This is a genomic window from Burkholderia sp. BCC1996 (assembly GCF_905339955.1).
GTDB lineage: Bacteria > Pseudomonadota > Gammaproteobacteria > Burkholderiales > Burkholderiaceae > Burkholderia.
The window spans coordinates 147013-169489 of sequence record NZ_CAJPHM010000011.1 but is presented as its reverse complement, the minus strand read 5'-3'; the positions used below and the strand labels follow the sequence as shown (position 1 = coordinate 169489).

20 protein-coding genes are annotated in these 22477 nt (G+C 68.4%); 6 read left to right on the top strand and 14 right to left on the bottom strand.

Features of this window, described 5'->3' with window-relative positions; translation table 11 throughout:
* Positions 1-18 precede the first annotated feature (18 nt).
* The 4 genes from U4Z64_RS18260 to U4Z64_RS18245 form a co-directional block, all read right to left on the bottom strand.
* Positions 19-498: a GNAT family N-acetyltransferase gene (locus U4Z64_RS18260; RefSeq protein ID WP_321809905.1), complete on the bottom strand. Its 480-nt coding sequence runs from the start codon at positions 496-498 to the stop codon at positions 19-21.
* 135 nt (positions 499-633) lie between these two features.
* Complete coding sequence (locus U4Z64_RS18255; RefSeq protein ID WP_167359264.1) at positions 634-789, bottom strand: hypothetical protein; 156 nt, start codon at positions 787-789, stop codon at positions 634-636.
* Between the two features lie 175 nt (positions 790-964).
* Entirely contained in the window at positions 965-2425 is a 1461-nt protein-coding gene (locus U4Z64_RS18250) for a flagellar hook-length control protein FliK (RefSeq protein WP_321809906.1), read from the bottom strand.
* Positions 2426-2529: 104 nt separating this feature from the next.
* Positions 2530-3228: an MgtC/SapB family protein gene (locus U4Z64_RS18245; RefSeq protein WP_321809907.1), complete on the bottom strand. Its 699-nt coding sequence runs from the start codon at positions 3226-3228 to the stop codon at positions 2530-2532.
* A 114-nt stretch (positions 3229-3342) separates the two neighbouring features.
* On the opposite strand from U4Z64_RS18245, the gene U4Z64_RS18240 reads away from it, so the two are divergent.
* Positions 3343-4452, top strand: a complete 1110-nt coding sequence (locus tag U4Z64_RS18240; RefSeq protein ID WP_321809908.1) for an AGE family epimerase/isomerase — start codon at positions 3343-3345, stop codon at positions 4450-4452.
* Here U4Z64_RS18240 and U4Z64_RS18235 read toward each other — a convergent pair.
* Positions 4425-6053: a methyl-accepting chemotaxis protein gene (locus U4Z64_RS18235; RefSeq protein WP_321809909.1), complete on the bottom strand. Its 1629-nt coding sequence runs from the start codon at positions 6051-6053 to the stop codon at positions 4425-4427. The two genes, U4Z64_RS18240 and U4Z64_RS18235, sit on opposite strands and share 28 nt — an antisense overlap.
* A gap of 269 nt (positions 6054-6322) precedes the next feature.
* On the opposite strand from U4Z64_RS18235, the gene U4Z64_RS18230 reads away from it, so the two are divergent.
* Positions 6323-6766: a PaaI family thioesterase gene (locus U4Z64_RS18230; RefSeq protein WP_044845017.1), complete on the top strand. Its 444-nt coding sequence runs from the start codon at positions 6323-6325 to the stop codon at positions 6764-6766.
* A 64-nt stretch (positions 6767-6830) separates the two neighbouring features.
* Here U4Z64_RS18230 and U4Z64_RS18225 read toward each other — a convergent pair whose 3' ends face one another.
* From U4Z64_RS18225 to prpB, 7 genes are all read right to left on the bottom strand, one after another.
* Positions 6831-7112: a type II toxin-antitoxin system RelE/ParE family toxin gene (locus U4Z64_RS18225; protein ID WP_321809910.1), complete on the bottom strand. Its 282-nt coding sequence runs from the start codon at positions 7110-7112 to the stop codon at positions 6831-6833.
* Positions 7102-7350, bottom strand: coding sequence for a type II toxin-antitoxin system Phd/YefM family antitoxin (locus U4Z64_RS18220; RefSeq protein WP_124529169.1), 249 nt, complete (start codon positions 7348-7350; stop codon positions 7102-7104). Before U4Z64_RS18220 ends, U4Z64_RS18225 begins: the two co-directional genes overlap by 11 nt.
* Positions 7351-7467: 117 nt before the next feature.
* Positions 7468-8520: a CaiB/BaiF CoA-transferase family protein gene (locus U4Z64_RS18215; RefSeq protein ID WP_321809911.1), complete on the bottom strand. Its 1053-nt coding sequence runs from the start codon at positions 8518-8520 to the stop codon at positions 7468-7470.
* A gap of 371 nt (positions 8521-8891) precedes the next feature.
* Complete coding sequence (gene prpF, locus U4Z64_RS18210; protein ID WP_124520243.1) at positions 8892-10082, bottom strand: 2-methylaconitate cis-trans isomerase PrpF; 1191 nt, start codon at positions 10080-10082, stop codon at positions 8892-8894.
* 26 nt (positions 10083-10108) lie between these two features.
* Positions 10109-12703 (bottom strand): Fe/S-dependent 2-methylisocitrate dehydratase AcnD, encoded by a 2595-nt coding sequence (gene acnD / locus U4Z64_RS18205; protein WP_321809912.1) that lies wholly within the window; start codon positions 12701-12703, stop codon positions 10109-10111.
* Positions 12704-12784: 81 nt separating this feature from the next.
* Positions 12785-13957 carry a 2-methylcitrate synthase gene (gene prpC, locus U4Z64_RS18200; protein WP_044845011.1) on the bottom strand — a complete coding sequence of 391 codons (1173 nt, stop codon included), beginning with the start codon at positions 13955-13957 and terminating at the stop codon, positions 12785-12787.
* 116 nt (positions 13958-14073) lie between these two features.
* Positions 14074-14967 carry a methylisocitrate lyase gene (gene prpB, locus U4Z64_RS18195; RefSeq protein WP_044845010.1) on the bottom strand — a complete coding sequence of 298 codons (894 nt, stop codon included), beginning with the start codon at positions 14965-14967 and terminating at the stop codon, positions 14074-14076.
* Positions 14968-15137: 170 nt separating this feature from the next.
* Between prpB and prpR the strand changes: the two genes are divergently transcribed.
* Positions 15138-17126: a propionate catabolism operon regulatory protein PrpR gene (prpR, locus tag U4Z64_RS18190; RefSeq protein WP_321809913.1), complete on the top strand. Its 1989-nt coding sequence runs from the start codon at positions 15138-15140 to the stop codon at positions 17124-17126.
* Between the two features lie 54 nt (positions 17127-17180).
* Here the strand turns inward: prpR and U4Z64_RS18185 are convergent, their stop codons facing one another.
* Positions 17181-17834: a CGNR zinc finger domain-containing protein gene (locus U4Z64_RS18185; RefSeq protein ID WP_321809914.1), complete on the bottom strand. Its 654-nt coding sequence runs from the start codon at positions 17832-17834 to the stop codon at positions 17181-17183.
* Between the two features lie 255 nt (positions 17835-18089).
* Between U4Z64_RS18185 and U4Z64_RS18180 the strand changes: the two genes are divergently transcribed.
* A complete protein-coding gene (locus U4Z64_RS18180) occupies positions 18090-18473 on the top strand; it encodes a VOC family protein (protein WP_044845007.1) in 384 nt (127 codons plus the stop codon).
* Between the two features lie 195 nt (positions 18474-18668).
* On the opposite strand, the gene U4Z64_RS18175 is transcribed toward U4Z64_RS18180, so the two are convergent.
* Positions 18669-19517 (bottom strand): ureidoglycolate lyase, encoded by an 849-nt coding sequence (locus U4Z64_RS18175; RefSeq protein ID WP_044845006.1) that lies wholly within the window; start codon positions 19515-19517, stop codon positions 18669-18671.
* A gap of 654 nt (positions 19518-20171) precedes the next feature.
* On the opposite strand from U4Z64_RS18175, the gene U4Z64_RS18170 reads away from it, so the two are divergent.
* Together U4Z64_RS18170 and U4Z64_RS18165 are read left to right on the top strand one after the other, a co-directional pair.
* Positions 20172-20996, top strand: coding sequence for an IclR family transcriptional regulator (locus tag U4Z64_RS18170; protein WP_185500306.1), 825 nt, complete (start codon positions 20172-20174; stop codon positions 20994-20996).
* 244 nt (positions 20997-21240) lie between these two features.
* On the top strand, positions 21241-21792 hold the full coding sequence (locus U4Z64_RS18165) for a hypothetical protein (RefSeq protein WP_321809915.1): 552 nt from the start codon (positions 21241-21243) through the stop codon (positions 21790-21792).
* The last annotated feature ends 685 nt before the right edge of the window (positions 21793-22477 follow it).

Below are 22477 nucleotides of genomic sequence, written 5' to 3'. Positions count from 1 at the left end.
GGTGTCGAATCTTCGTCGTTAGCCAGAGACGACCGGCTTGATCAGCGTCGTCGTGATCGGCGCGAAGCCGCACGCCCGATACAGCGCACGGGCAGCCGTGTTGTGATTGAACACCGACAGCCCGATCTCGGTGACGCCATGGCGGCGTGCCTCGGCCTCCAGCGCATCGAGCGCGCGTGTGGCCCAGCCCTGGCGGCGCCGGGACGGGACGATGTCGAGGTCGTAGATGAACAGCGTGCGGTTCGGCCCTTCGGGCACGATCGCGTACCAGAGATCGCCGACCGTGGCGCCGCTGGCGGCGTCGATCAGCTGGACGAGTGTCTGGCCGGAAGTGAGCAGGCCGTCGGGCAGCAGCGTATCGAAGCAGGCGCGGGCGCGGCTCGCCGCGTCATCGGCCGCATTCTGACCGGATGACACGAGATCGCGCGCGTAGCCGTCGATGGCGCGCGTACGGTATGCGTGGAATTCACCGGCCGTCATCGGCCGCATCTGCAGCATGGCCCGGGTGTCGCGAGGGAAGTCGGACTTCCAGTGTAGCGGGACGGTCACACCGGCGCGCGATGCGACGGCGGAAAGCGGGCAGGCAGTGGCGGCCAGCGCCGCGCCGGATCAGCGAATCAGCGAATCAGCGAATCAGCGACGATACAGGACGATCGGCACGAGGTTCGCACGACGCACGCGCTCGGCTTCGGCGCGACGCGCAGCGTACGAATATTCCGCGTCGAGCGGCAGGTGCGGGGAGACGAACAGGTCGTCGATCTTTTGCAGCAGGGCAAGAATGAAGCTCATGTGAGACTCCTGACAGATGGCGCTAGGGTTTTCCCTTAGATGGACTTCATTCTAAGGGTTTTCCCTGAACTCTGCCAGCGCGCCGCATCAGTTTGCCGCACCCGTGCAACGGCCAATGGACGGTCTCCCGCGACGCGCCTTGCCAGGCCGGGGTTTGCAGATAGGGTCGGACGATTTAGTGCGTTCGACGCACGCGCTTCGCGGCCGCCGCCTCGCGGTTCGCATTGCGTTGCAGCCGGTCGACCTGCGACAGCATCGCTTCGTGGTGTTCCGCGAGCGTCATCAGCGTTGCCTGCTGCGTCGACAGATCGGCAGCCAGCCGGTCGATCCGCTGTTGCCGGGCATCCAGTTCCTGCTTCAGGTGCGCGATCTGCCGTGTTTGCAGCACCAGTGCGGTGAGCCCCGCGAACACGACGATCGCCAGTGCCAGCAGCAGCCGGTTGACGCGACGCATCTCGCGATCGGCCGCCTGCTTCATGCCGGCCGTGTCGGCCTGCAGGGTGGCGAGCCGATCCGACAGCGGGCGCAGATGCGTGTCGGGATCGAAGGCTGGCCCGCTCGACGCGGCCGGTTGCGCGCGATCCGCCGACGGCTTCGTCACGAACGACGCCGCGGAAGCCACCGGCTGCACGACCGGCGAGGCCGGCGCTGCGGCTGCTCGCGCAGCATCACGGGTACTCGCGGCAATCGCGGCAGCGACCGGCTCGGCCGGTTCGGCGGTCGCTTGCGGTTCGGCGGTCGCTTGCGGTTCGGCGCTCGCCTGCGGTTCGGCGGTCGGCGCAGTGTGCTGCGCCGGAGCCGCTTCCGACCCGGCGCCGACAGCCACTGCTCCCGGCGCACTACGCACCGCTAGCGCTGCCGCTTCGCGCGTGCCGGCAGTCGCACGTCGCTTGCCGCGGGAGGATGCGCGACGCTCCTTCGTGGTCTCGCCGGGCGCCCGCGCCGCGTCATCGAGTGTGACCGGCACGGCGGCGCCTTCGGCCTCGCCGCCCGCTTTCACGAGACGATCGGCGGTGACCGCATCGACCGCCCCCCGCACCGCATCGGCATTCGCGGTCGAACGATCGGTGTTCGTCCCGGCCGCGCCGCCGGCTTCCGACACGCTGCCGGCCTTCATCGGGCCGCCGTCGGTTGCCGGCTCACCGGCTGCGCGCGCGGCGCCATCATCGGACAGCCGCGCCCCGCCCGGCTTCGTCGTGTCGGCAGCGGGCGCAGGCACGACATCGGCATCAAGCGCATCGCCGGTTCCACGCGTCGAAGCAGACTCCGTCGTCGTCGCGACGTCGGGAGCCGGCTCGGCCGCATCGGCAGCGGCGCCCGGCGTCGCGAATCCGTCCAGCGTCGCCTGCCGAGCGGCGTCCTCGCCGTCCGCAACGGCGGCCACCGTCTCGGCGTCCACCACCGCGTCATCACGCGTGACGGCCGGCGCACGCGCAGCCGGCTCGCGCACCGGATCGCCGAACAGGTCGAGCGTGTGTTCGTCCCGCGGCGCATCGCCGCCCGCGTTGCCGGACCGCGCGGTTGCCTTGGCGGCGGTGTCTGCCGCGGCCGCGGCGGAACGCGGGCGCGAACGGGCCGATGAACGGTCGGAGCGGGAATGGGAACGGGAGCGAGGCACGGAAACGGATTCGGTCATGGAGTCGGATTGCAGGCCCGCGAGCGCGGAACCGAAGGTCGAACGGAATCAGTGACCGGCCATTGTCGCATGACCGATCGCCGATCCGGCCGATCGGATGCCGTCTATTCGTCGCCCGGCAACCCGCCGCCTTGCTCGAATCGCGTCACGCACGACAGCCCGCGCAGCTTGTCGCAGATCGCGCGGTATTCGAGATCCGACACGCGCCCGAGCGCGATGCGCACCTCGTCGTGCTCGCCCGTGTCGTCGGCGCGCTGCACGATGAATTGCTTCACGCGCGCGCTGTCGGGGCCGAGCGCCGCGTGCAGCGAATCGAACGTCAGCGCGCCGCTCACCACCGTCAGCGCGAGCTGGCGCCGCTGCCGCACAGTGAAGTACCGCCGCTCGAGCGGCTTGATGCCGGCCAGGATGATCAGGATGATGAGCGTCGCGGCAATCGCCGCGACGTACAGGCCGCCGCCTACCGCGAGGCCGATCGCGGCGACCGACCACAGGCTCGCGGCCGTCGTGAGCCCGCGCACGATCTCGCCGCGCAGCAGGATCGAGCCCGCGCCGAGGAAACCGATCCCCGATACCACCTGCGCGGCGATCCGCGACGGATCGAGCACGACGTGGTCGCTACTGCCCAGCACATCGGCGAAACCGAATGCCGACACGATCATGATGAGCGTCGAACCGACACAGACCAGCATGTGCGTGCGCAGGCCGGCCGCCCAGGAAAGGCGCTCGCGCTCAAAGCCGATGACGCTGCCGAGCGCAGCCGCGAGAACCAGCCGCATCACGAGTTCCAGGTTGCCGAGCATCCGATTTCTCTCCTTTTTTGGCGTCGGCCGCGCGGAATGTTTTATCCTTGGCCCCGGCCGCGCCGATCCTCCGGGCCGCGCCGACACGTTTCGATCCAAGCGCATAACCCCGTCATGTCCGTTTCCGACTCCGCTTCCGCCCAGGCCGCCCAGCTGCGCCGTCATTTCGCGCACGTCGTCTTGCCGATCTGGCAGGGTTCAGGGTTCGACCACACGCTGCGGCTACCGTTCGAGGCCGTCGACCCGGCCAGCCATGCACCGCTGCCCGTCACCCGCTATCGCGCCATGGCCTGCGCGCGGCAGCTGTTCGTGTTCGCGCAGGCCGGCAACATCGCGCACGCGGCCACGCTGTTCGACTCGCTGTGCAGCCGCTTCCGCGATCCGCGCCACGGCGGCTGGTTCTACAGCGTCGACGCGCAGGGCGCGCCGCTCGACACGACCAAGGACCTCTATACGCACGCGTTCGTCGTGTTCGCGTGTGCCGCGTGGCATGCGGCGTCGGGCGACGCCGCGGCGCGCGCGGCCGCCGAGGACACCGCCGCGCTGATCCAGGACCGCTTCGCGCCGCAGCCGGGCGACGCGCTGCTCGACGCCGCGCGTCACGCCGATTTCTCGTCGTCGGGCAGCGGCGCGCTGCAGAACCCGCTGATGCACCTGACCGAAGCGTGGCTCGCGGCCGCCGATGCGTTCGGCGACGCGGCGTTCGACGATGCGCTCGCGCGCACCGCGCAGGCCGTCGAACGCACGTTCGTCGATACCGCGACCGGCTGCGTCGCCGAGCTGCCGCTCGGGGCGGCCGACAACCGCTTCGAGCCCGGCCATCAGTTCGAGTGGTTCTATCTGGTCGACGCGGCCGGCGCGCGCCTCGCGCAAACCGGGCTGCCCGGCGCACTCGCGCGCGCGTTCGCGTTCGCCGAGCAGCACGGCGTCGATCCGCAGACGGGCGCCGTGTGCGCGGCGGTCGACGCGCACGGGGCCTGTATCGACGGCACGCAGCGGATCTGGGCGCAGACCGAATACCTGCGCGCGCTCGCGACGCACGGCGGCACGCCGGCGTCCGCGCCGCTCGCGCGGCAGATCGAGCGCTTCGCCGCGCGCTTCCTGCATCCGCGCGGCTGGTTCGAGTGCAAGACGGCCGACGGGCAGGTGTCGCGCGCCGACATGCCGTCGACGACGCCCTACCACCTCGCGACCGCTTACGCGGCGCTGCCCGCCGTTTCGTAACCGGCGTCGGCCGGCGACGCCGACCCGCGCTCGTCGCGAACCCCGCGAGCCGCGCGCGCGTCGCCCAGTTCGAACACCGACACCGCCTGCATCAGGTGCGCGGTCTGGTCGTTCAGCGACGCAGCCGCCGCCGCGACTTCCTCCACCAGTGCCGCGTTCTGCTGCGTCAGCTGGTCCATTTGCGTGACGGCCTGGTTGACCTGCTCGATGCCGACGGTCTGCTCGACCGACGCGGCCGTAATCTCCGACATCGTCTGCACGACCCGCGTGATCGACGCCGAGACCGTCCGCATCGCGTCGCCGGCCCGTTCGACGAGTTCCGAGCCGCCGTCGATCTGCGCGACCGACTCCTCGATCAGCGCCTTGATCTCCTTCGCCGATTGCGCGCTGCGCTGCGCGAGCGAGCGCACTTCGCCCGCGACCACCGCGAAACCGCGACCCTGCTCGCCGGCCCGCGCGGCCTCGACCGCCGCGTTCAGCGCGAGAATGTTGGTCTGGAACGCGATGCCGTCGATCACCGAAATGATCTCCGCGATCCGCCCGGAGCTCTGCGCGATGCCGCGCATCCGGTCGATCACGCTGTCGACCACGCCGCCGCCGTGGCGCGTCGCGTCGAGCGCCGCGTCGGCCAGCGCGCTGGCCGCACGTGCGCTGTCGGTGTTCTGGCGCACGGTCGCGGTCAGTTCCTCCATGCTCGCGGCGGTTTCCTCGAGCGACGCGGCCTGCGTGCCCGTGCGCGCGGACAGGTCCGCGTTGCCGCCGGCGATCTCGCCCGCGCCGAGGTGGATCGCGTCGGATGCGTGACGCACGGTGCGCACGGTGTCCGCGATGCTCGCCTGCATCGCGGCGAGGCCGCGCAGCATCCGGTCGATCTCGAACACGCCGCCCGCCCGCACGGCTTCGTCGAGCCGGCCCTGCGCGATCCGCTCGAAATGGCGGCCGGCTTCGTCCAGCGGCGCGACGACCGCGCGCCGCGCGGCCGCGTAGATGGCCGCGCTTGCCGCAAGCATCGCCACCAGCAGCACGATGCCGACCCACTTGAACCACTGCATCCCGCTGTCGATCGTGGCGAGCGCGTCGCGGCTCGACGCGCCGCCGTAGTCGGCGAAGCGGTGCAGTTCGGCGAGATACGCGTCCTGGAAGCCTTGGGTCGGCTGGTCGAGGAACGCCTGGATGTTGTCGGCGTCGAGGAACTGCACGAGTTCGCCCAGCGCGCCGCGCAGCGCGCGATAGCGCTCGGCGAGCGCCGCGACGCGCGCGCGGTTCGTCGCGTCGACGGCCTGTGCGGCCGTCAGCGCGGCGAACGCCTTGTCCGCTTCGCCGAGCGAAGCGCTGGCATGACGGATGATCTCGTCGGGCTTCGGGCCGCCGCGCACCATCCGCGTGCCGGCGCGCGACAGGTTCACGCGGGCGTCGAGCAGGCGCTCGGTCGCCTGGCTGGCCGCGTCGACCTGCGCGATCGCGACGTTCGACAGATCGTCGACGCCGCTGCGCGTCGACGCGAGCGCCCAGAAGCCGAGCGCCTCGATCGCGAACAGAAAGAGGCAAAACACGGTCAACACGCCGAGCAGACCCGACGCGAGCTTGATTTTTCCGAACATGGGGGAGATTCCTGGAGAGCCGACGATGAAGCAATGCCCCGGCATTAGCGGCATTTCTTCGTCGGACTTTAGGAACATCCGGCGAGCGGCGCCCGGCCAGTCCCCACCATTCCCGTCGAATCGCCGGCAAACGAGGACAACATGCGCGTTCGACGCAATCATCACGTCGCATCGCGCTGGCATCTGCATGAAATGCGGACGAATTTCCTTGCTTATCCGCGGCCCCCTTCCTAGAGTTCAGCGCAAGCGGACACGCATTGGGGAAGTCGATGACGGACATCACGGACCACGCGCGCGGCGCATTGCGCGCGCAACCGTTCAGCATGCTGCTGGGCACGGAGCTGATGCATATCGGCGACAACGAAGTGTCGCTGTGCCTGCCCGTGCGGGAAGAACTGCGGCAGCAGCACGGCTTCGTGCACGGCGGCGTGATCGGCTATCTCGCCGACAACGCGCTGACGTTCGCCGGCGCGCTGGTGCTCGGCCCGCGCGTCATCACCGCCGAATACAAGATCAACTACCTGCGGCCGGCCGTGAACGGCACGCTCGTTGCGCGCGCGAAGGTCGTCTACGCGGGCCGGCACCAGGCGACCTGCCAGTGTCATGTGTTCGTCATCGACGGGGACCACGAGCGGCTCGTCGCGATCGCGCAAGGCACGATCAACCGCGTCGGCGACGGCAAGATGCCGGATGCGCGGGAGGAAACGGCGTGACGGGCGCCGCCGGCCGGCTCGATGAGATAAGCCGCGAAACGCCGAAGCCGCAACGCGTGTCGCGCTAGCGTTTCATCGCAGCGAGATAGACGGCATCGCACTCGCGACGCCCCACAGCGACCACCAGCACGACGACCTCCGCCTCGCGCACTTCGTACACGAGGCGATAGCCGACACTGCGCAGCTTGATCTTGTAGCGGTCCGGATGACCGTGCGGTTTCGCCGAAGGAATGCGAGGATTTTCGAGCCGTTCGGCAATTCTCGCCTTGAACTGATCGCGAACGGTGCGATCGAGCTTCTTCCACTCCTTCAATGCAGGTTCGAGAAAGGCGAGTTCAAAGGTCATTCAGGTTGACCTTGACGACTTTCCCCTTGGCGCGTGAATCGGCGAGCGCGTTGTCTTCTATATCTTCGAGACGTTCGACCATCGCCTCCCATGTCTTCGCCGGGATGCAGTAGAACGCGGGTTCGTTGTGATTCAGGATCGCGACCGGGAAGCCCTCGCCCGCCGCCACGGTTCCCATCGGGTTCCGCTTCAGCTCCGAAACGCTCGCCGTCACGCTGGCCAGAATGGTGTGGGGCATGCTCGCTCCTGGTTTGACTGAATTTTTACTGTACCTTATTTAGCACCAAATTTAGCTCTATCCTGAATGCCCTACTGACCGCGCCAGGTTTGCTCCCGAACCGTGAGGCTCGACGCGCTACTCGGCCCCATCGCCCGCCAGTGGCAAAAAACGCGGCGCCACACGCGCCCGCACGTTCCCGTTCTCGTCAGTTCGATAGATCCCGCGCGCCGCATTGTGCGGATGCTCCAGTGCTTCGGCCACGCTCAGCACCGGCGCGAAGCACGCGTCCGTCCCTTCGAGCAGCGCGCGCCAGTGCGCGGACGGCCGTTGCGCGAACACCTCCGCGAAACGTGCCTTCAGCGCCGGCCAGCGCGCGCGATCGTACTGCGACGCCGGATCGACGTCGCTCAAACCGAGCAGCTCGACCAGCAACGCATAGAACGGCGGCTCGAGCGCGCCGATCGTCACGCATTCGCCGTCCGCGCATCGATACACGTCGTAGAACGGCGCATCGTGGAAGAGGCTCGGCTGCGCGCCATCGAGCTGCCCGTTCGCGCGTGCCCACAACGCGAGCGAGCCGAGCATCGACACGATGTCGACGATCGCGCCGTCGACCACGCGCCCCGGGCCGCCGCCGCGCACGTCGAACAGCGCGCAGACGATCCCGAACGCGAGCCCGAGCGCGCCGCCCGCATCGCCGACGACGGTCGGCGGCACGCCGGGCCGGCCGTCGCGCGGTGCCGACAGCGACAGCAGCCCCGTCAGCGCGACGTAGTTCAGGTCATGCCCGGCGGCCGTCGCGAGCGGGCCGCCCTGGCCCCAGCCCGTCATGCGCCCATACACGAGCTTCGGGTTGTGGCGCGCGCAATCGTCGGGCCCGAGGCCGAGGCGTTCCATCACGCCGGGACGCAGGCCCTCGATCAGCGCGTCGGCCTGGGCGATCAGCGCGAGCGCCGCATCGCGGCCGGCCGGCGTCTTCAGATCGAGTTCGACGATCGTCTTGCCTTCGCGCAGCAGGTCGCCGTCGCGGCCCTGCAGCGCGTCCGGTGCGCTGGTGCGGCCCGCCGGACGCGCGATCAGCGTGATGCGCGCGCCCATCCCGGCGAGCATCCAGCCCGCGAGCGGGCCGGGGCCGAGGCCTTCGAATTCGACGATGTGGACGCCGGCAAGCGGCGCATCAAGCGACATGCGATTCTCCTGTCGATCCACGTTAGCGCTTTAGCGCTTACGTGGATCCCATGCTTCGCGGTCGATCCGCGTTAGCCCTTTAGCGCTTACGCGGGTCCCGTTCTTCGCGGTCGATCCACGTTAGCGCTTTAGTGCTCACGTGGGTCCCATGCTTTGGGATCGATCTGCGATGACTCACGCCAGCGCGGATCCGTGCATCACGACCGGAGTGCGCTTCCGCGCACCGGTACGGTCACCGATCCCACGCGTTGAATAGCGAATTGCCTTCGTCACGCATGCGCCAAACGAAAAAATCCCTGCGCAGCGGGTCCGCTTCGCAGGGATCGGTCCGGTTCAGCGCTGCAGGGCTGCACGCACGAACCGCGGAAAGCTCAGAACGCATCCCCCGGCACCCGCACCCAGCCTTCCATCAGCACGCGCGCGCTGCGGCTCATGATCGCCTTCGTGACGGTCCATTCGCCGTTCTCGAGCTGCGCTTCCGCGCCGACGCGCAGCGTGCCCGACGGATGCCCGAAGCGCACCGCATTACGCTCACCGCCGCCCGCCGCAAGGTTGACGAGCGTGCCAGGGATCGCCGCGGCCGTGCCGATCGCGACCGCCGCCGTGCCCATCATCGCGTGGTGCAGCTTGCCCATCGACATCGCCCGCACCAGCAGGTCGACGTCGCCCGCATTCACGCGCTTGCCGCTCGACGCGACATAGTCGGCCGGCTTCGCGACGAACGCGACCTTCGGCGTGTGCTGCCGCGTCGCGATCTCGTCGAGCGTGTCGATCAGCCCCATGCGCAGCGCGCCGTGCGCGCGGATCGTCTCGAACTTCTCGAGCGCCTTCGGGTCGCCGTTGATCGCGTCCTGCAGCTCCGTGCCCGTATAGCCGATCGCTTCCGCCTCGACGAAGATGGTCGGAATCCCCGCGTTGATCATCGTCGCCTTCAGCGTGCCGATACCCGGCACGGCGAGGTCGTCGACCAGGTTGCCGGTCGGGAACATCGAGCCGCCCGCGCCCTCTTCGTCGGCGGCCGGGTCCATGAACTCGAGCTGCACTTCGGCGGCCGGGAACGTGACGCCGTCCAGTTCGAAATCGCCCGTCTCCTGCACCGCGCCGTTCGTGACCGGCACGTGCGCGACGATCGTCTTGCCGATGTTCGCCTGCCAGATCCGCACGGTCGCGACGCCGTCGCGCGGCACGCGCGACGCATCGACGAGGCCGCCGCTGATCGCGAACGGGCCGACCGCCGCCGACAGGTTGCCGCAGTTGCCGGTCCAGTCGACGAACGCGCGGTCGATCGCGACCTGTCCGAACAGGTAGTCGACATCATGCCCCGGCCGCGTGCTCTTCGACACGATCACCGTCTTGCTGGTGGACGACGTCGCGCCGCCCATCCCGTCGATCTGCTTGCCGTACGGATCGGGGCTGCCGATCACGCGCAAGAGCAGCGCGTCGCGCGCGGCGCCCGGCGCCTGCGCGGCGTCCGGCAGGTCCTGCAGCCGGAAGAACACGCCCTTGCTGGTGCCGCCGCGCATGTAGGTCGCCGGAATCCTGATTTGAGGAATGTGAGCCATGTTTGTGTTGTCCCTGTGTGACCCGGTCAAGCCGCCTGCGACGATTCGAGGAAGTCCTGCGCGAAGCGCTGCAGCACGCCGCCCGCGTCGTAGATCGACACTTCCTCGGCCGTATCGAGCCGGCACGTCACCGGCACTTCCACGCGCTCGCCGTTCTTGCGGTGAATCACCAGCGTGAGATCGGCACGCGGCGTGCGCTCGCCGATCACGTCGAAGGTCTCGGTGCCGTCGATGCCGAGCGTCGTGCGGTTCGTGCCCGGCTTGAACTCGAGCGGCAGCACGCCCATCCCGATCAGGTTCGTGCGGTGGATCCGCTCGAAGCCCTCGGCGACGATCGCCTCGACGCCCGCGAGCCGCACGCCCTTCGCGGCCCAGTCGCGCGACGAGCCCTGGCCGTAGTCGGCGCCCGCGATCACGATCAGCGGCTGCTTGCGATTCATGTACGTCTCGATCGCTTCCCACATCCGCATGACCTTGCCGTCCGGCTCGACGCGCGCGAGCGAGCCCTTCTTCACCGCGCCGTCGACGACCGCCATCTCGTTGATCAGCGTCGGGTTCGCGAAGGTCGCGCGCTGCGCGGTCAGGTGGTCTCCCCGGTGCGTCGCGTACGAGTTGAAGTCTTCTTCCGGCAGGCCCATCTTCGCGAGGTATTCGCCGGCCGCGCTGTTCGCGAGGATCGCGTTCGACGGCGACAGGTGGTCGGTCGTGATGTTGTCGCCGAGGACCGCGAGCGGGCGCATGCCCTTGAGCGTGCGCTCGCCGGCCAGCGCGCCTTCCCAGTACGGCGGGCGGCGGATGTACGTGCTCTGCGCGCGCCAGTCGTACAGCGGCGCCGCGCGCTCGCCCGCATCGGCCGCGCGCGCGAACATCGGTTCGTAGACCTTGCGGAATTGCTCGGGTTTCACGCTCGACGCGACGATCGCGTCGATCTCCTCGTCGGTCGGCCAGATGTCCTTCAGCGTGACGGGCTTGCCGTCCTGGTCGTGGCCCAGCACGTCCTTCTCGATGTCGAAGCGGATCGTGCCGGCGATCGCATACGCGACGACGAGCGGCGGCGACGCGAGGAACGCCTGCTTCGCATACGGGTGGATACGGCCGTCGAAGTTGCGGTTGCCGGACAGCACGGCCGTCGCGTACAGGTCGCGATCGACGATCTCCTGCTGGATCTTCGGATCGAGCGCGCCCGACATCCCGTTGCAGGTCGTGCACGCGAACGCGACGATGCCGAAGCCGAGCTTCTCGAGCTCCGGCAGCAGGTTCGCTTCTTCCAGATACAGCTCGACCGCCTTCGAGCCCGGCGCGAGCGAGCTCTTCACCCACGGCTTGCGCGTGAGGCCGCGCGCGTTCGCGTTGCGCGCGAGCAAGGCCGCGGCGATCACGTTGCGCGGGTTGCTGGTGTTCGTGCAGCTCGTGATCGCGGCGATGATCACCGCACCGTCGGGCATCTCGCCCGCCTTCTCTTCCCACTGGCCAGCGATGCCGCGCGCGGCGAGGTCGGACGTCGGCAGCCGCTTGTGCGGGTTCGACGGGCCGGCCATGTTGCGCACGACGCTCGACAGGTCGAACGTCAGCGTGCGCTCGTATTGCGCATTGTTCAGCGTATCGGCCCACAGGCCCGCCGCCTTCGCGTAGGTCTCGACCAGCTTCACCTGCTCGTCGCTGCGGCCGGTGAGGCGCAGGTAGTCGGTCGTCTGGCCGTCGATGAAGAACATCGCGGCCGTCGCGCCGTATTCAGGCGCCATGTTCGAGATCGTCGCGCGATCGCCGAGCGTGAGGCTCGCCGCGCCTTCGCCGCGGAATTCCAGATACGCGCCGACCACCTTTTCCTTGCGCAGGAACTCGGTCAGCGCGAGCACCACGTCGGTTGCCGTGATGCCGGGCTGGCGCTTGCCGGTCAGTTCGACGCCGACGATGTCGGGCAGGCGCATCCACGATGCGCGGCCGAGCATCACGTTCTCCGCTTCCAGCCCGCCCACGCCGATCGCGATCACGCCGAGCGCGTCGACGTGCGGCGTATGGCTGTCGGTGCCGACGCAGGTGTCCGGGAACGCGACGCCGTCCTGCGCCTGGATCACCGGCGACATCTTCTCGAGGTTGATCTGGTGCATGATGCCGTTGCCCGGCGGGATCACGTCGACGTTCTCGAACGACCGCTTGGTCCATTCGATGAAGTGGAAGCGATCCTCGTTGCGGCGATCCTCGATCGCGCGGTTCTTCGCGAACGCGTCCGGATCGAAGCCGCCGCACTCGACGGCGAGCGAGTGGTCGACGATCAGCTGCACGGGCACGACCGGGTTCACCTTAGCCGGGTCGCCGCCGCGCTCGGCGATCGCGTCGCGCAGGCCCGCGAGGTCGACGAGCGCCGTCTGGCCGAGGATGTCGTGGCACACCACGCGCGCCGGGAACCACGGGAAGTCGCGTTCGCGCTTGCGCTCGATGATCTGCTTCAGCGACTCGGCGAGGATCGCCGGATCGCAGCGGCGCACGAGGTTTTCGGCGAGCACGCGCGACGTGTACGGCAGCGTGTCGTACGCGCCGGGGGCGATCGCTTCGACCGCGGCACGTGCGTCGAAGTAGTCCAGCGACGTGCCGGGCAGGGGTTTGCGGTTGGCGGTATTCATGATGTGGGGCGGAATTCGGGGTAAGACGTTGCGCGCGCGCCGGCGGCCCGCATCACGGGCGCCGGCGCGCGCGGCCGAAGATCAGCGCTTCTCGATCGGCACGAACTGCAGGTCTTCCGGACCCGTGTAGTTCGCGCTCGGGCGGATGATCTTGTTGTCGACGCGCTGCTCGATGATGTGCGCGCTCCAGCCGGACGTGCGCGAGATCACGAACAGCGGCGTGAACATCGCGGTCGGCACGCCCATCATGTGATACGACACCGCGCTGAACCAGTCGAGGTTCGGGAACATCTTCTTCGCGTCCCACATCACCGATTCCAGGCGCTCGGCGATGCTGTACAGCTTCAGGTCGCCCGCTTCCTTCGACAGCTTGTGCGCGACGCCCTTGATCACCTTGTTGCGCGGATCGGAGATCGTGTAGACCGGGTGGCCGAAGCCGATCACGACTTCCTTGTTCTCGACGCGGCGGCGGATATCGGCCTCGGCGTCGTCCGGCGAGCTGTAGCGGCTCTGGATTTCATACGCGACTTCGTTCGCGCCGCCGTGCTTCGGCCCGCGCAGCGCGCCGATCGCGCCGGTGATCGCCGAATAGATGTCCGAACCCGTGCCCGCGATCACGCGGCCGGTGAACGTCGATGCGTTGAACTCGTGCTCCGCGTACAGGATCAGCGACGTGTGCATCGCGTCGACCCACGACTTCGACGGCGTCTTGCCGTGCAGCAGGTGCAGGAAGTGGCCGCCGATCGAGTCGTCGTCGGTTTCCGTCTCGATGCGCTTGCCGTTGTGCGAGAAGTGATACCAGTAAAGCAGCATCGAGCCGAGCGACGCCATCAGGCGGTCGGCGATGTCGCGCGCGCCCGGCAGGTTGTGATCGTCCTTCTCCGGCAGCACGGTGCCGAGCACCGACACGCCGGTGCGCATCACGTCCATCGGATGAGCCGACGCCGGGATCTGCTCGAGCGCGGCCTTCAGCGCGCTCGGCAGGCCGCGCAGCGCGCGCAGCTTGGTCTTGTATGCGGCGAGTTCGGTCAGGTTCGGCAGCGTGCCGTGCACGAGCAGGTGCGCGATTTCCTCGAACTCGCACGATTCGGCGACGTCGAGAATGTCGTAGCCGCGATAGTGCAGGTCGTTGCCGGTCTTGCCGACCGTGCACAGCGCCGTGTTGCCGGCCGTCACGCCCGACAGCGCCACCGACTTCTTCGGCTTGAATGCGCCTGCGGCGGCCGGTGCTGCTGCGTCTTTCGTCTCGCTCATGTTTCCGTTCTCCAATGGGTATCTGGGGTGTCACGTCGGCCGGGCGCGGCGCTCGTGCGCGCGGCCCGGCTTCATGCAAAGCGTTCCGGGAACCGTGTCCCGGCGCGCGGGCCGCGTTACTTCTTGCCCTGCGCGAACAGTTCGTCGAGCTTTTGCTCGTACGCGTGATAGCCGAGGAAGTCGTACAGCTCGGCGCGGGTCTGCATGGTCGGCACCGCCGCCTTCTGCGTGCCGTCGCGGCGCAGCGTCTCGTAGAAATTCAGCGCGGCCTTGTTCATCGCGCGATACGCGCCGCAGCAGTACAGCGCGATGTCGACGTTCGCCTCGCGCAGCTCGTCGAGCGTGAACAGCGGCGTCGAGCCGAACTCGGTCAGGTTCGCGAGGATCGGCACCTTCACCGCGGCCTTGAAGCGGCGATAGTCGTCGAGCGTCTTCATCGCTTCCGGGAAGATCATGTCCGCGCCGGCTTCCACGTAGGCGATCGCGCGCTCGATCGCGGCGTCGATCCCTTCTGCAGCGGCCGCGTCGGTGCGGGCCATGATCACGAACTGGTCGTCGGTGCGCGCGTCGACCGCGGCCTTCACGCGATCGACCATTTCGTCGGTCGGCACGACTTCCTTGCCCGGACGGTGGCCGCAACGCTTCTGGCCGACCTGGTCCTCGAGGTGGACGGCCGCGACACCGGCCTTGATGAACGAACGAACCGTGCGCGCGATGTTGAACGCGCCGCCCCAGCCCGTATCGATGTCGACGAGCAGCGGCAGGTCGGTCGCGTTGGTGATCCGGTTCGCGTCGATCAGCACGTCTTCCATCGTGCTGATGCCGAGATCGGGAATGCCGAGCGAATTCGCGGCGACGCCGCCGCCCGACAGGTACACGGCCTTGAAGCCGACGGCCTGCGCCATCTTGGCTGCGTACGCGGTGATCGCGCCGACCACCTGCAGCGGCTGCTCGGCCGCGACTGCCGCGCGGAATTTCGCGCCGGCGCTCTGAAGATGCGTGTTGCTCATGAACGGCCTCCTGAAGGAATGACCATGAACAGCAAGGACCGGGCCAGCTTGTGAAGCGGGGCTAACCCACTGATTTTTAAGCAACCGGCATGGGCGAGGCAGCGCCCAATGATTTCATTTCAGCAATTTCAGGTTTCAAAAATGAAATCGCGCGCGCATAATCGGTCGCCATGGACCTCTCCTCGACCAAGCCCGTCGGCCCGGCCGACCGCACGGTGCGTCCGCGCATCTGGGCGATGGGCATCAGCCGCCTGCGCGACCTGTTTCGCGAGATCGCCGGCGAATTCGACGAACGCGCCGACGTGCGCATCGTCACGCGGGCCTATGAAGACGCGCTGAGCGCGATCGCGGAGGCCGGCACCGCGCGCCCCGACGTGATCGTCGCAGCCGGCTCCAACGGCGGCTTCCTGAAAACGCGTGCGCAGGTGCCGGTCGTGGTCGTGTCGCCGACCGGCTTCGACGTGATGCAGGCGCTCGCGCGCGCGCGGCGCGACGCGTCGCGGATCGCGCTCGTCAGCGCCGGCGAGACGCCGCCCGAAGTGCGCCGCTTCGTCGCCGCCTACGGCCTCGACGTGCAGTTTGCGTCATATCAGTCCGCGCAGGAAGCGGAAGCCTGCGTGCACGACCTGCACGACCGCGGCATCGAGACGATCGTCGGCCCCGGCCTCGTCACCGATCTCGCGGCGAGCGCCGGCATGGGCGCGGTGTTCCTGTATTCGCACGCGTCGGTGCGCAAGGCGGTCGAGACGGCGCTCGAGGTCGCGTACGCGACGCACGCCGAGGCGTTTCGCCGCCAGCGGCTCGACAACCTGCTGCAGCACCTGCGCGACGGCGTGGTCGCGCTCGACGCGCGCGGCCGCGTCGAAGCCATCAACGAGCGGCTCGCGTCGGCGCTCGGGGTCGAACCCGCGGCGGCCGTCGGCCGCGCGCTCGTCGACCTGCGTCCGGAACTGCGCACGCTGCGCGGCGAGGACGGCGACGCGCTCGCGACCGTGCGCGGCGTGCGCTACGTCGTGCATCGCGGGCCGCTCGTCGATCGCGGCGTCACGTCGGGCAGCGTGCTGACGTTCCAGGAATCGCGCGCGGTCGAACGGCTCGACCGCGCGCTGCGTTCGCAGCCGAACACGCAGCAGTTCGCGGCGCGCTACACGCTCGACGACGTGGTCGGCGCGTCCGCGCCGATGGCGCGCGTGCGCGATCTCGTGCGCCGCTACGCGAAATCCGATGCGACCGTGCTCGTGCTCGGCGAAAGCGGCACCGGCAAGGAAATGATCGCGCAGAGCCTGCACGCGCTGTCGGTGCGGCGCAGCTATCCGTTCGTCGCGATCAACTGCGGCGCGTTTCCGGAGGCGCTGCTCGAGAGCGAGCTGTTCGGTTACGAGGAAGGCGCGTTCACCGGCGCGCGGCGCGGCGGCAAGACCGGGCTGTTCGAGGCCGCGCACCGCGGCACGCTGTTTCTCGACGAGATCGGCGAGATGCCGCCGTCGCTGCAAAGCCGGCTGCTGCGCGTGCTGCAGGAGCGCGAGGTGATCCGTCTCGGCTCGACCGAGCCGATCCGCATCGACGTGCGCGTGATCGCCGCGACGCACCGGCCGCTGCTCGCGGCCGTCGAGGCCGGCACGTTCCGCGCGGACCTGTATTACCGGCTCAACATCCTGAACGTCGGCCTGCCGCCGCTGCGCGAGCGCGCCGCCGACATTCCGGCGCTGGCGGCCACGCTGCTCGTGCAGGCCGCGCGGCGCGAGCCGCGGCTGGCCGAACGCATACGCGAGGCCGACGATGCGATGCGCGTGATCGGCGCGACGCAGGCGACGCTCGCGCGCTACCGCTGGCCCGGCAACGTGCGGGAACTGCAGAACGTGGTCGAGCGGATCGCGGTGGAACTCGCCGAGGAGGTCGACGAGCACGATCCGGGCGCCGCGTGCGCGGCACTCGCGCCCGATGCGCTGCAGGCGATCGCACCCGAGCTGTTCGCGGCGCCGCCCGATGCGGCCGATGCCGACGCCACCGACGCGCAGACGCTCCACGCGCGCCGCCGTCGCGCGGAAGCAGACGAGATCCGCGCGGTGCTCGATGCGTGCGGCGGCGATCGCGATCGCGCGTGCGCGATACTCGGCATCAGCAAGACGACGCTGTGGCGGAAGCTGTCGGCGAAATAGGTTCGGGCGGGATGGGCGCGATCGACGCGTGACGCACAGGGACGCGCGCTGCCGTCAATCGGCCTTGTGATAGTGGCGGTACGCCTTCGCGCGATTGCCGCAGGACGACATCGAGCACCAGCGGCGGCTGCCGTTCTTGCTGTCGTCGATGAACAGCCACTGGCATGCGTCGTTCGCGCAGCGCTTGACCTTCGCGAGGCGCGCGCCGCCGAGCAGGTCGGTCGCCGACCACAGCACCGGGCTCAGCAGCCCCGCGAGCGTCGCGCCCGCTGCCCCGATCCGCCACGCGTAACCGCCGTCGATCCGCGCGAGCGCGACGCGCGGCGCCGCTTCCGCCAGAAAACCGCCCAGCAGCGCGAGATCGTCGGCTTGCGGCTCGCGCCGCTCGGCCTGCGCGTGAAAGAGCCGGTACAACGCCTCGCGCAGCGCGAGCGCGCGCGTCAGCATCGCCGGCGCGTCCTCCTTCTCGGTCTCTTGTGCTTGTGCGCGACACGCGTCGGCCAGGCCGGCCGGCACGCCAGCCTGCTCGCGGCACCACGTGAACAGGTCGTCCAGCGTGCCGAAGGTTTCGGTCGGCACGTCGGCGCCACGCCAGTACAGCGTGTTCGCGAAATCGATGCTCAGCGTTTCGGACGGCGCCGGAACCAGGCAGTCCGTCGTGACGGAAGGTTGCGTTTTGCTCATGACGCGATCGTATCTAACCACCATGCCGGTTGACAAGCATCCGGGCGCTTCCTAACATAACCAGCATGGTGGTTAAAAACGGGTTTGCTGCTGTGATGTCCCCTCTTTAGTTCAAGGAGCCACAGATGATCGATCGTTTTTCGCACGACGTTGTCCACACCGGCCGCAGCCGCGCGTTCCACGACAGCATGCTGGGCGCGCTTCGCCACAAGCGGATGGCCTGGTGGTTGTAAGCAGGTTTGCTGCACTGATGCCCCCCTTCAGTTCAAGGAGCCACAGATGATCGATCACCTTTCGTTCGGCGTTGCCCACATCGACCGCAGCCGCGCGTTCTACGACAGCACGCTCGGCGCGCTCGGTTACAAGCGGCTGTACAGCGACGACGGATCCCTCGGCTACGGCACCAGCGAACCGGTGCTGTGGTTGCAGCACGCGGCGCGTCCGGTCGTCGCCGATCCCGATTCAGGGTTGCACCTGTCGTTTCGCGCAGCGTCGCCGGTGGAAGTCGATGCGTTCTACCGCGCCGCGCTGCAGCACGGCGGACAGGACAACGGCGGGCCTGGCAAACGCGAGCACTACGGCCCCGGCTATTACGCGGCGTTCGTCGTCGATCCCGACGGGTATCGCCTCGAAGCCCATTGCGAGCTGGGCAACGTCGTCTGATCCGCCGAGTCCCAACGCGGATGAACGACAAGGGCCCGCTTCCGCGTCATGCGGAACCGGGCCCTTGTCTTTGTTGCATCGGGGTCGGCGCTCGACTCGCGTCGGTCGCCGCCGGCGATCCGGCGACGGGTCCGGCGGCGCTGGCGGATAGCCAGCCGGTTACGTCCGCCAGCCTCGCCCGCGCCGCGCGAGCGCTCACTGCGCGTTGCGCGTGCTCTGTAACTGCTCGCCGAGCCCCGCGATCCCGAGGCGCACCGTCTGACCGGCCTTCAGGAACACCGGCGACGGCTTGATGCCCATCCCGACGCCCGGCGGCGTACCGGTCGTGATCACGTCGCCCGGTTGCAGCGTCATGCAGGTCGACAGGTAGGCGATCAGTTGCGCGACGGTGAACACCATCGTGCGCGTGTTGCCGTTCTGATAGCGGTGGCCGTCGATCTCGAGCCACAGGTCGAGGCGCTGCGGATCGGGCACCTCGTCGCGCGTGACGAGCCACGGGCCGATCGGGCCGAACGTGTCGAAGCCCTTGCCCTTGTCCCACTGGCCGCCGCGCTCGATCTGCCACTCGCGCTCGGACACGTCGTTGACGACGCAGTAGCCGGCGACGTAATCCAGCGCGCGCGCTTCGTCGACGTCCTTGCACGTCGCGCCGATCACGACGCCCAGCTCGACTTCCCAGTCCGTCTTCACGGAGCCCTTCGGGATGTCGATGCCGTCGTTCGGGCCGCAGATCGAACTGGTCCACTTGCCGAACACCACGGGTTCCTTCGGCACCGGCATGCCGGCTTCGGCTGCGTGATCGGCATAGTTGAGACCAATGCCGATGAACTTGCCGACGCGCCCGACGCAGGCGCCGATGCGCGGCTCGCCGGAGACGAGCGGCAGCGTGGCCGGGTCGATCGCGCGCAGGCGCGCGAGACCGGCGTCGGACAGCGCGTCGCCGGCAAGATCCGGCACGTGCGCGGACAGGTCGCGAATCCGGCCGTCCGCGTCGAGAATACCGGGCTTTTCCTGGCCCGACGGGCCATAGCGAAGCAGTTTCATCGTGCTCAACCTCTGTTGTCGAATGTGACAGGATACCGGCCGACGCGGCCGCTGACGGCCACGCGCCGGACTGAATGCCGATCGTCGATGACGCGCGTCGGCCCCCGAATCCGGCAGGCCAATCGACACGCGAGGCTCGCGCAGGCGCAGCGATCGCGGCGCCGCACCGGGTGCGACGCGCATCGAACGGGCGGCCGCCGGTCTGCGCATCGGCGACGACGGCCCGGCATCCGCGCCATGTGCCGGCCGATGCCGGTCGGCTTCACGCGCGGCCGCACCGTCGCTGGCCCGCCGCTCTTTGTACCATCGGCGGCCCGCCGTGAAGTGGCGCGCGACGGATACCGACTATTGGTGCGCCTGCGGAGATTGCACAGCAGCATCGGGGCCGCCGAACCATCGGCTTTACGCCCAATGCTGCGGTCCTTCGATACCGAAAGATGAATGTCGAATATTTCTTACGACCCTGTCATCGGGAACGGCACGTGATCCGTTCTTGCTGGACAACGATCGGCAAAAAGACGCCGCATTGCACACTGAACGTTTATTGTCAGGCTCGTCCGGACGGCAGTCACATCCGCATGCGGCTTCGCGAATCTGCGTGCAAACCGGCCAGCGTGCGTCGCCAACCGATTGGCTATTCCCGGACTTCCTACCATGACGCAAACGACCAATAACCCGCTCCCCGGCAGCGACGCACGGGCGTCGATGGGCGCAGCCGACCGCTATCGCGCACCCGCCCTCGACAAGGGGCTCGACATTCTCGAACTCCTGTCGGAACAAAAGGAAGGACTCACCCGCACCGAAATCACGAAGGAGCTCGGCCGCAACGCGAGCGAGATCTACCGGATGCTCGAACGTCTCGTCGCGCGCCGCTACGTGATGCGCTCGAGCGGCGGCGACCGTTACACGCTCAGCCTGAAACTGTTCGCGCTCGCGCACCGCCATCCGCCGATGAACCGGCTGATCGCCGAGGCCTTGCCGCTGATGCAGCGCTTCGCCGATGCGGCCGAACAGTCGTGCCATCTGACCGTCTACGATCGCGGCAACCTGCTCGTGATCGCACAGGTGGACGGCCCCGGCCCGTGGGGCGTGTCGGTGCGGCTCGGCTCGCGCGTCGGGCTTGCCGATACGGCGTCGGGACGCGTGATGCTGTCGTTCCAGGGTACCGAGCAGCGCGCACACATGCTGGTCGAGCATCGCAAGGTCAAGGGTGAAACGCCGATGAACGAGCAGGAACTCGCGCACGCGTGCCAGTCCATCCGCCAGTCCGGCTACGTGCGCCAGGACAGCCGCCAGGCATACGGCGTCACCGACCTGAGCGCGCCGATCCTCGGCCCGGCCGGCCATGCGATCGCGGTGCTGACCTGCCCGTACATGCGCCGGATCGACGCGCACATGGCGCCGTCCGTGGAGGTGGTCGTCGCAAGGCTGCGCGATACGGCAGGCCAGTTGTCGATGTGCCGCGCGGAGACTTGCTGAATGTGGTTGAGCGGGCGACCGCGTTGAAAGTGGTCGGGCGGTCGGGCGCGGCGGGCGGTCGTTCGGTCAGCGGGTCGGGCAGGCCAGTGCGACGCCGCCCACGCGGTATGCGATGCGCGCCGGTCGCGCAGGCGTTCGTACCGGCATTCCGCAGACCGTTTCCGGATGCGCGGACGCCGCGCTACGCTAGAATAGCGGCCCTCTCAAAAACTACGGCGGCCGGCTGTCGCGGCCGTCGTATCCGATGGATGTCATGGCCAAACTTCTGAACGATCAAGAATTCCAGCGTTTCTCCGAACTTCAGCAGAAGCAGGCGAGCTTCACGATCACGTCCGAGGAAGCGGACGAGCTGCGCGACATCGTCGCGCGCGCGCAGAAGAAGCGCGACGACCGTGCCGCAGCGATGCGGGCGATCGAGAACTACATCGAGCAGTTCGACATCACGCCCGACGAACTCTTTTCGCCCGAGCAGATCGGCGACGCCGCACGTACCTACGGCCTCATCACGGCCACCAAGAAGGAACGCACGCTGCCGCCGTCGATCACGTTCAACGGCAAGCCGTACCAATGGACCAAGACGCTTCCGGACGACGTGCGCGGCGCGCTGTTCGATGCATTCACGTCCGGCGAATCGGTCAAGCGCTTCATCGCGATGCCGAAGGACATCGCGCGTTGCGCGCTGACGATCGCCCGCCTCGAGCGCGAAACCGGCGGCGTCTATGCCGACGCGCACCTCGAAGAACTCGCGATTTCGCGTGAGCAGGTGAACGACGCGGCGTCGAAACTCGCCGCATAAACGCTGCTGCGGGCACGGTTCATGCGTGCCCGCACCGGCGCGGACGCCGGCAAAAGCCGGCGCCGCGCCAGCCGGAGCACTGCGTTCGCAAGCTCCCGAAAAATCTCACCGAAGCGTCCCGTAAGCGCTCACCTTGGCATCCCGGAAAAGCTCACCTGAAGCCCCCGGAGACGCTCACCAACCCCTTCCCGAACGTTCTCACCGATGCCTCCCGGAGATGCTCACCGGGCCCTCCCGGAAAGGCTCACCAGGGCTTTCTGCAAGGGCTCACCGGCAGGTCCCCGGAAAGGCTCACCGAGCACTCCCGTATCGGCTCACCCGACAGCTCCCGGAAAAGCTCAATCGCGGCTCCCGAAAAGTCTCACCTTTGCTCTGTTTCCGATGCTGCGCGTGCGAAATGCCGGAGTTCGTGCGCTCGACCACGGCCCCGGAACCGGTGGTACGCGGAGGTCATCGGCGCACGCAACGCGCCCGCCGCGGATGCCGTGACTCGACGCGCTCGACATTCCCCGCCGGTCACCGAGCGAACGTTGTACCGATCCGCGCAGTCGAGAGAACCAGCCGAACGATCGGCACACCGAACGACGACGAATTCGCTCGGCAGCGCCTGTGCATCATCGACATCATGCATGCCGTACCGGCTCTGCACGCTGCCGCCGGACGCGCGAGCACGCTCACCCACGCA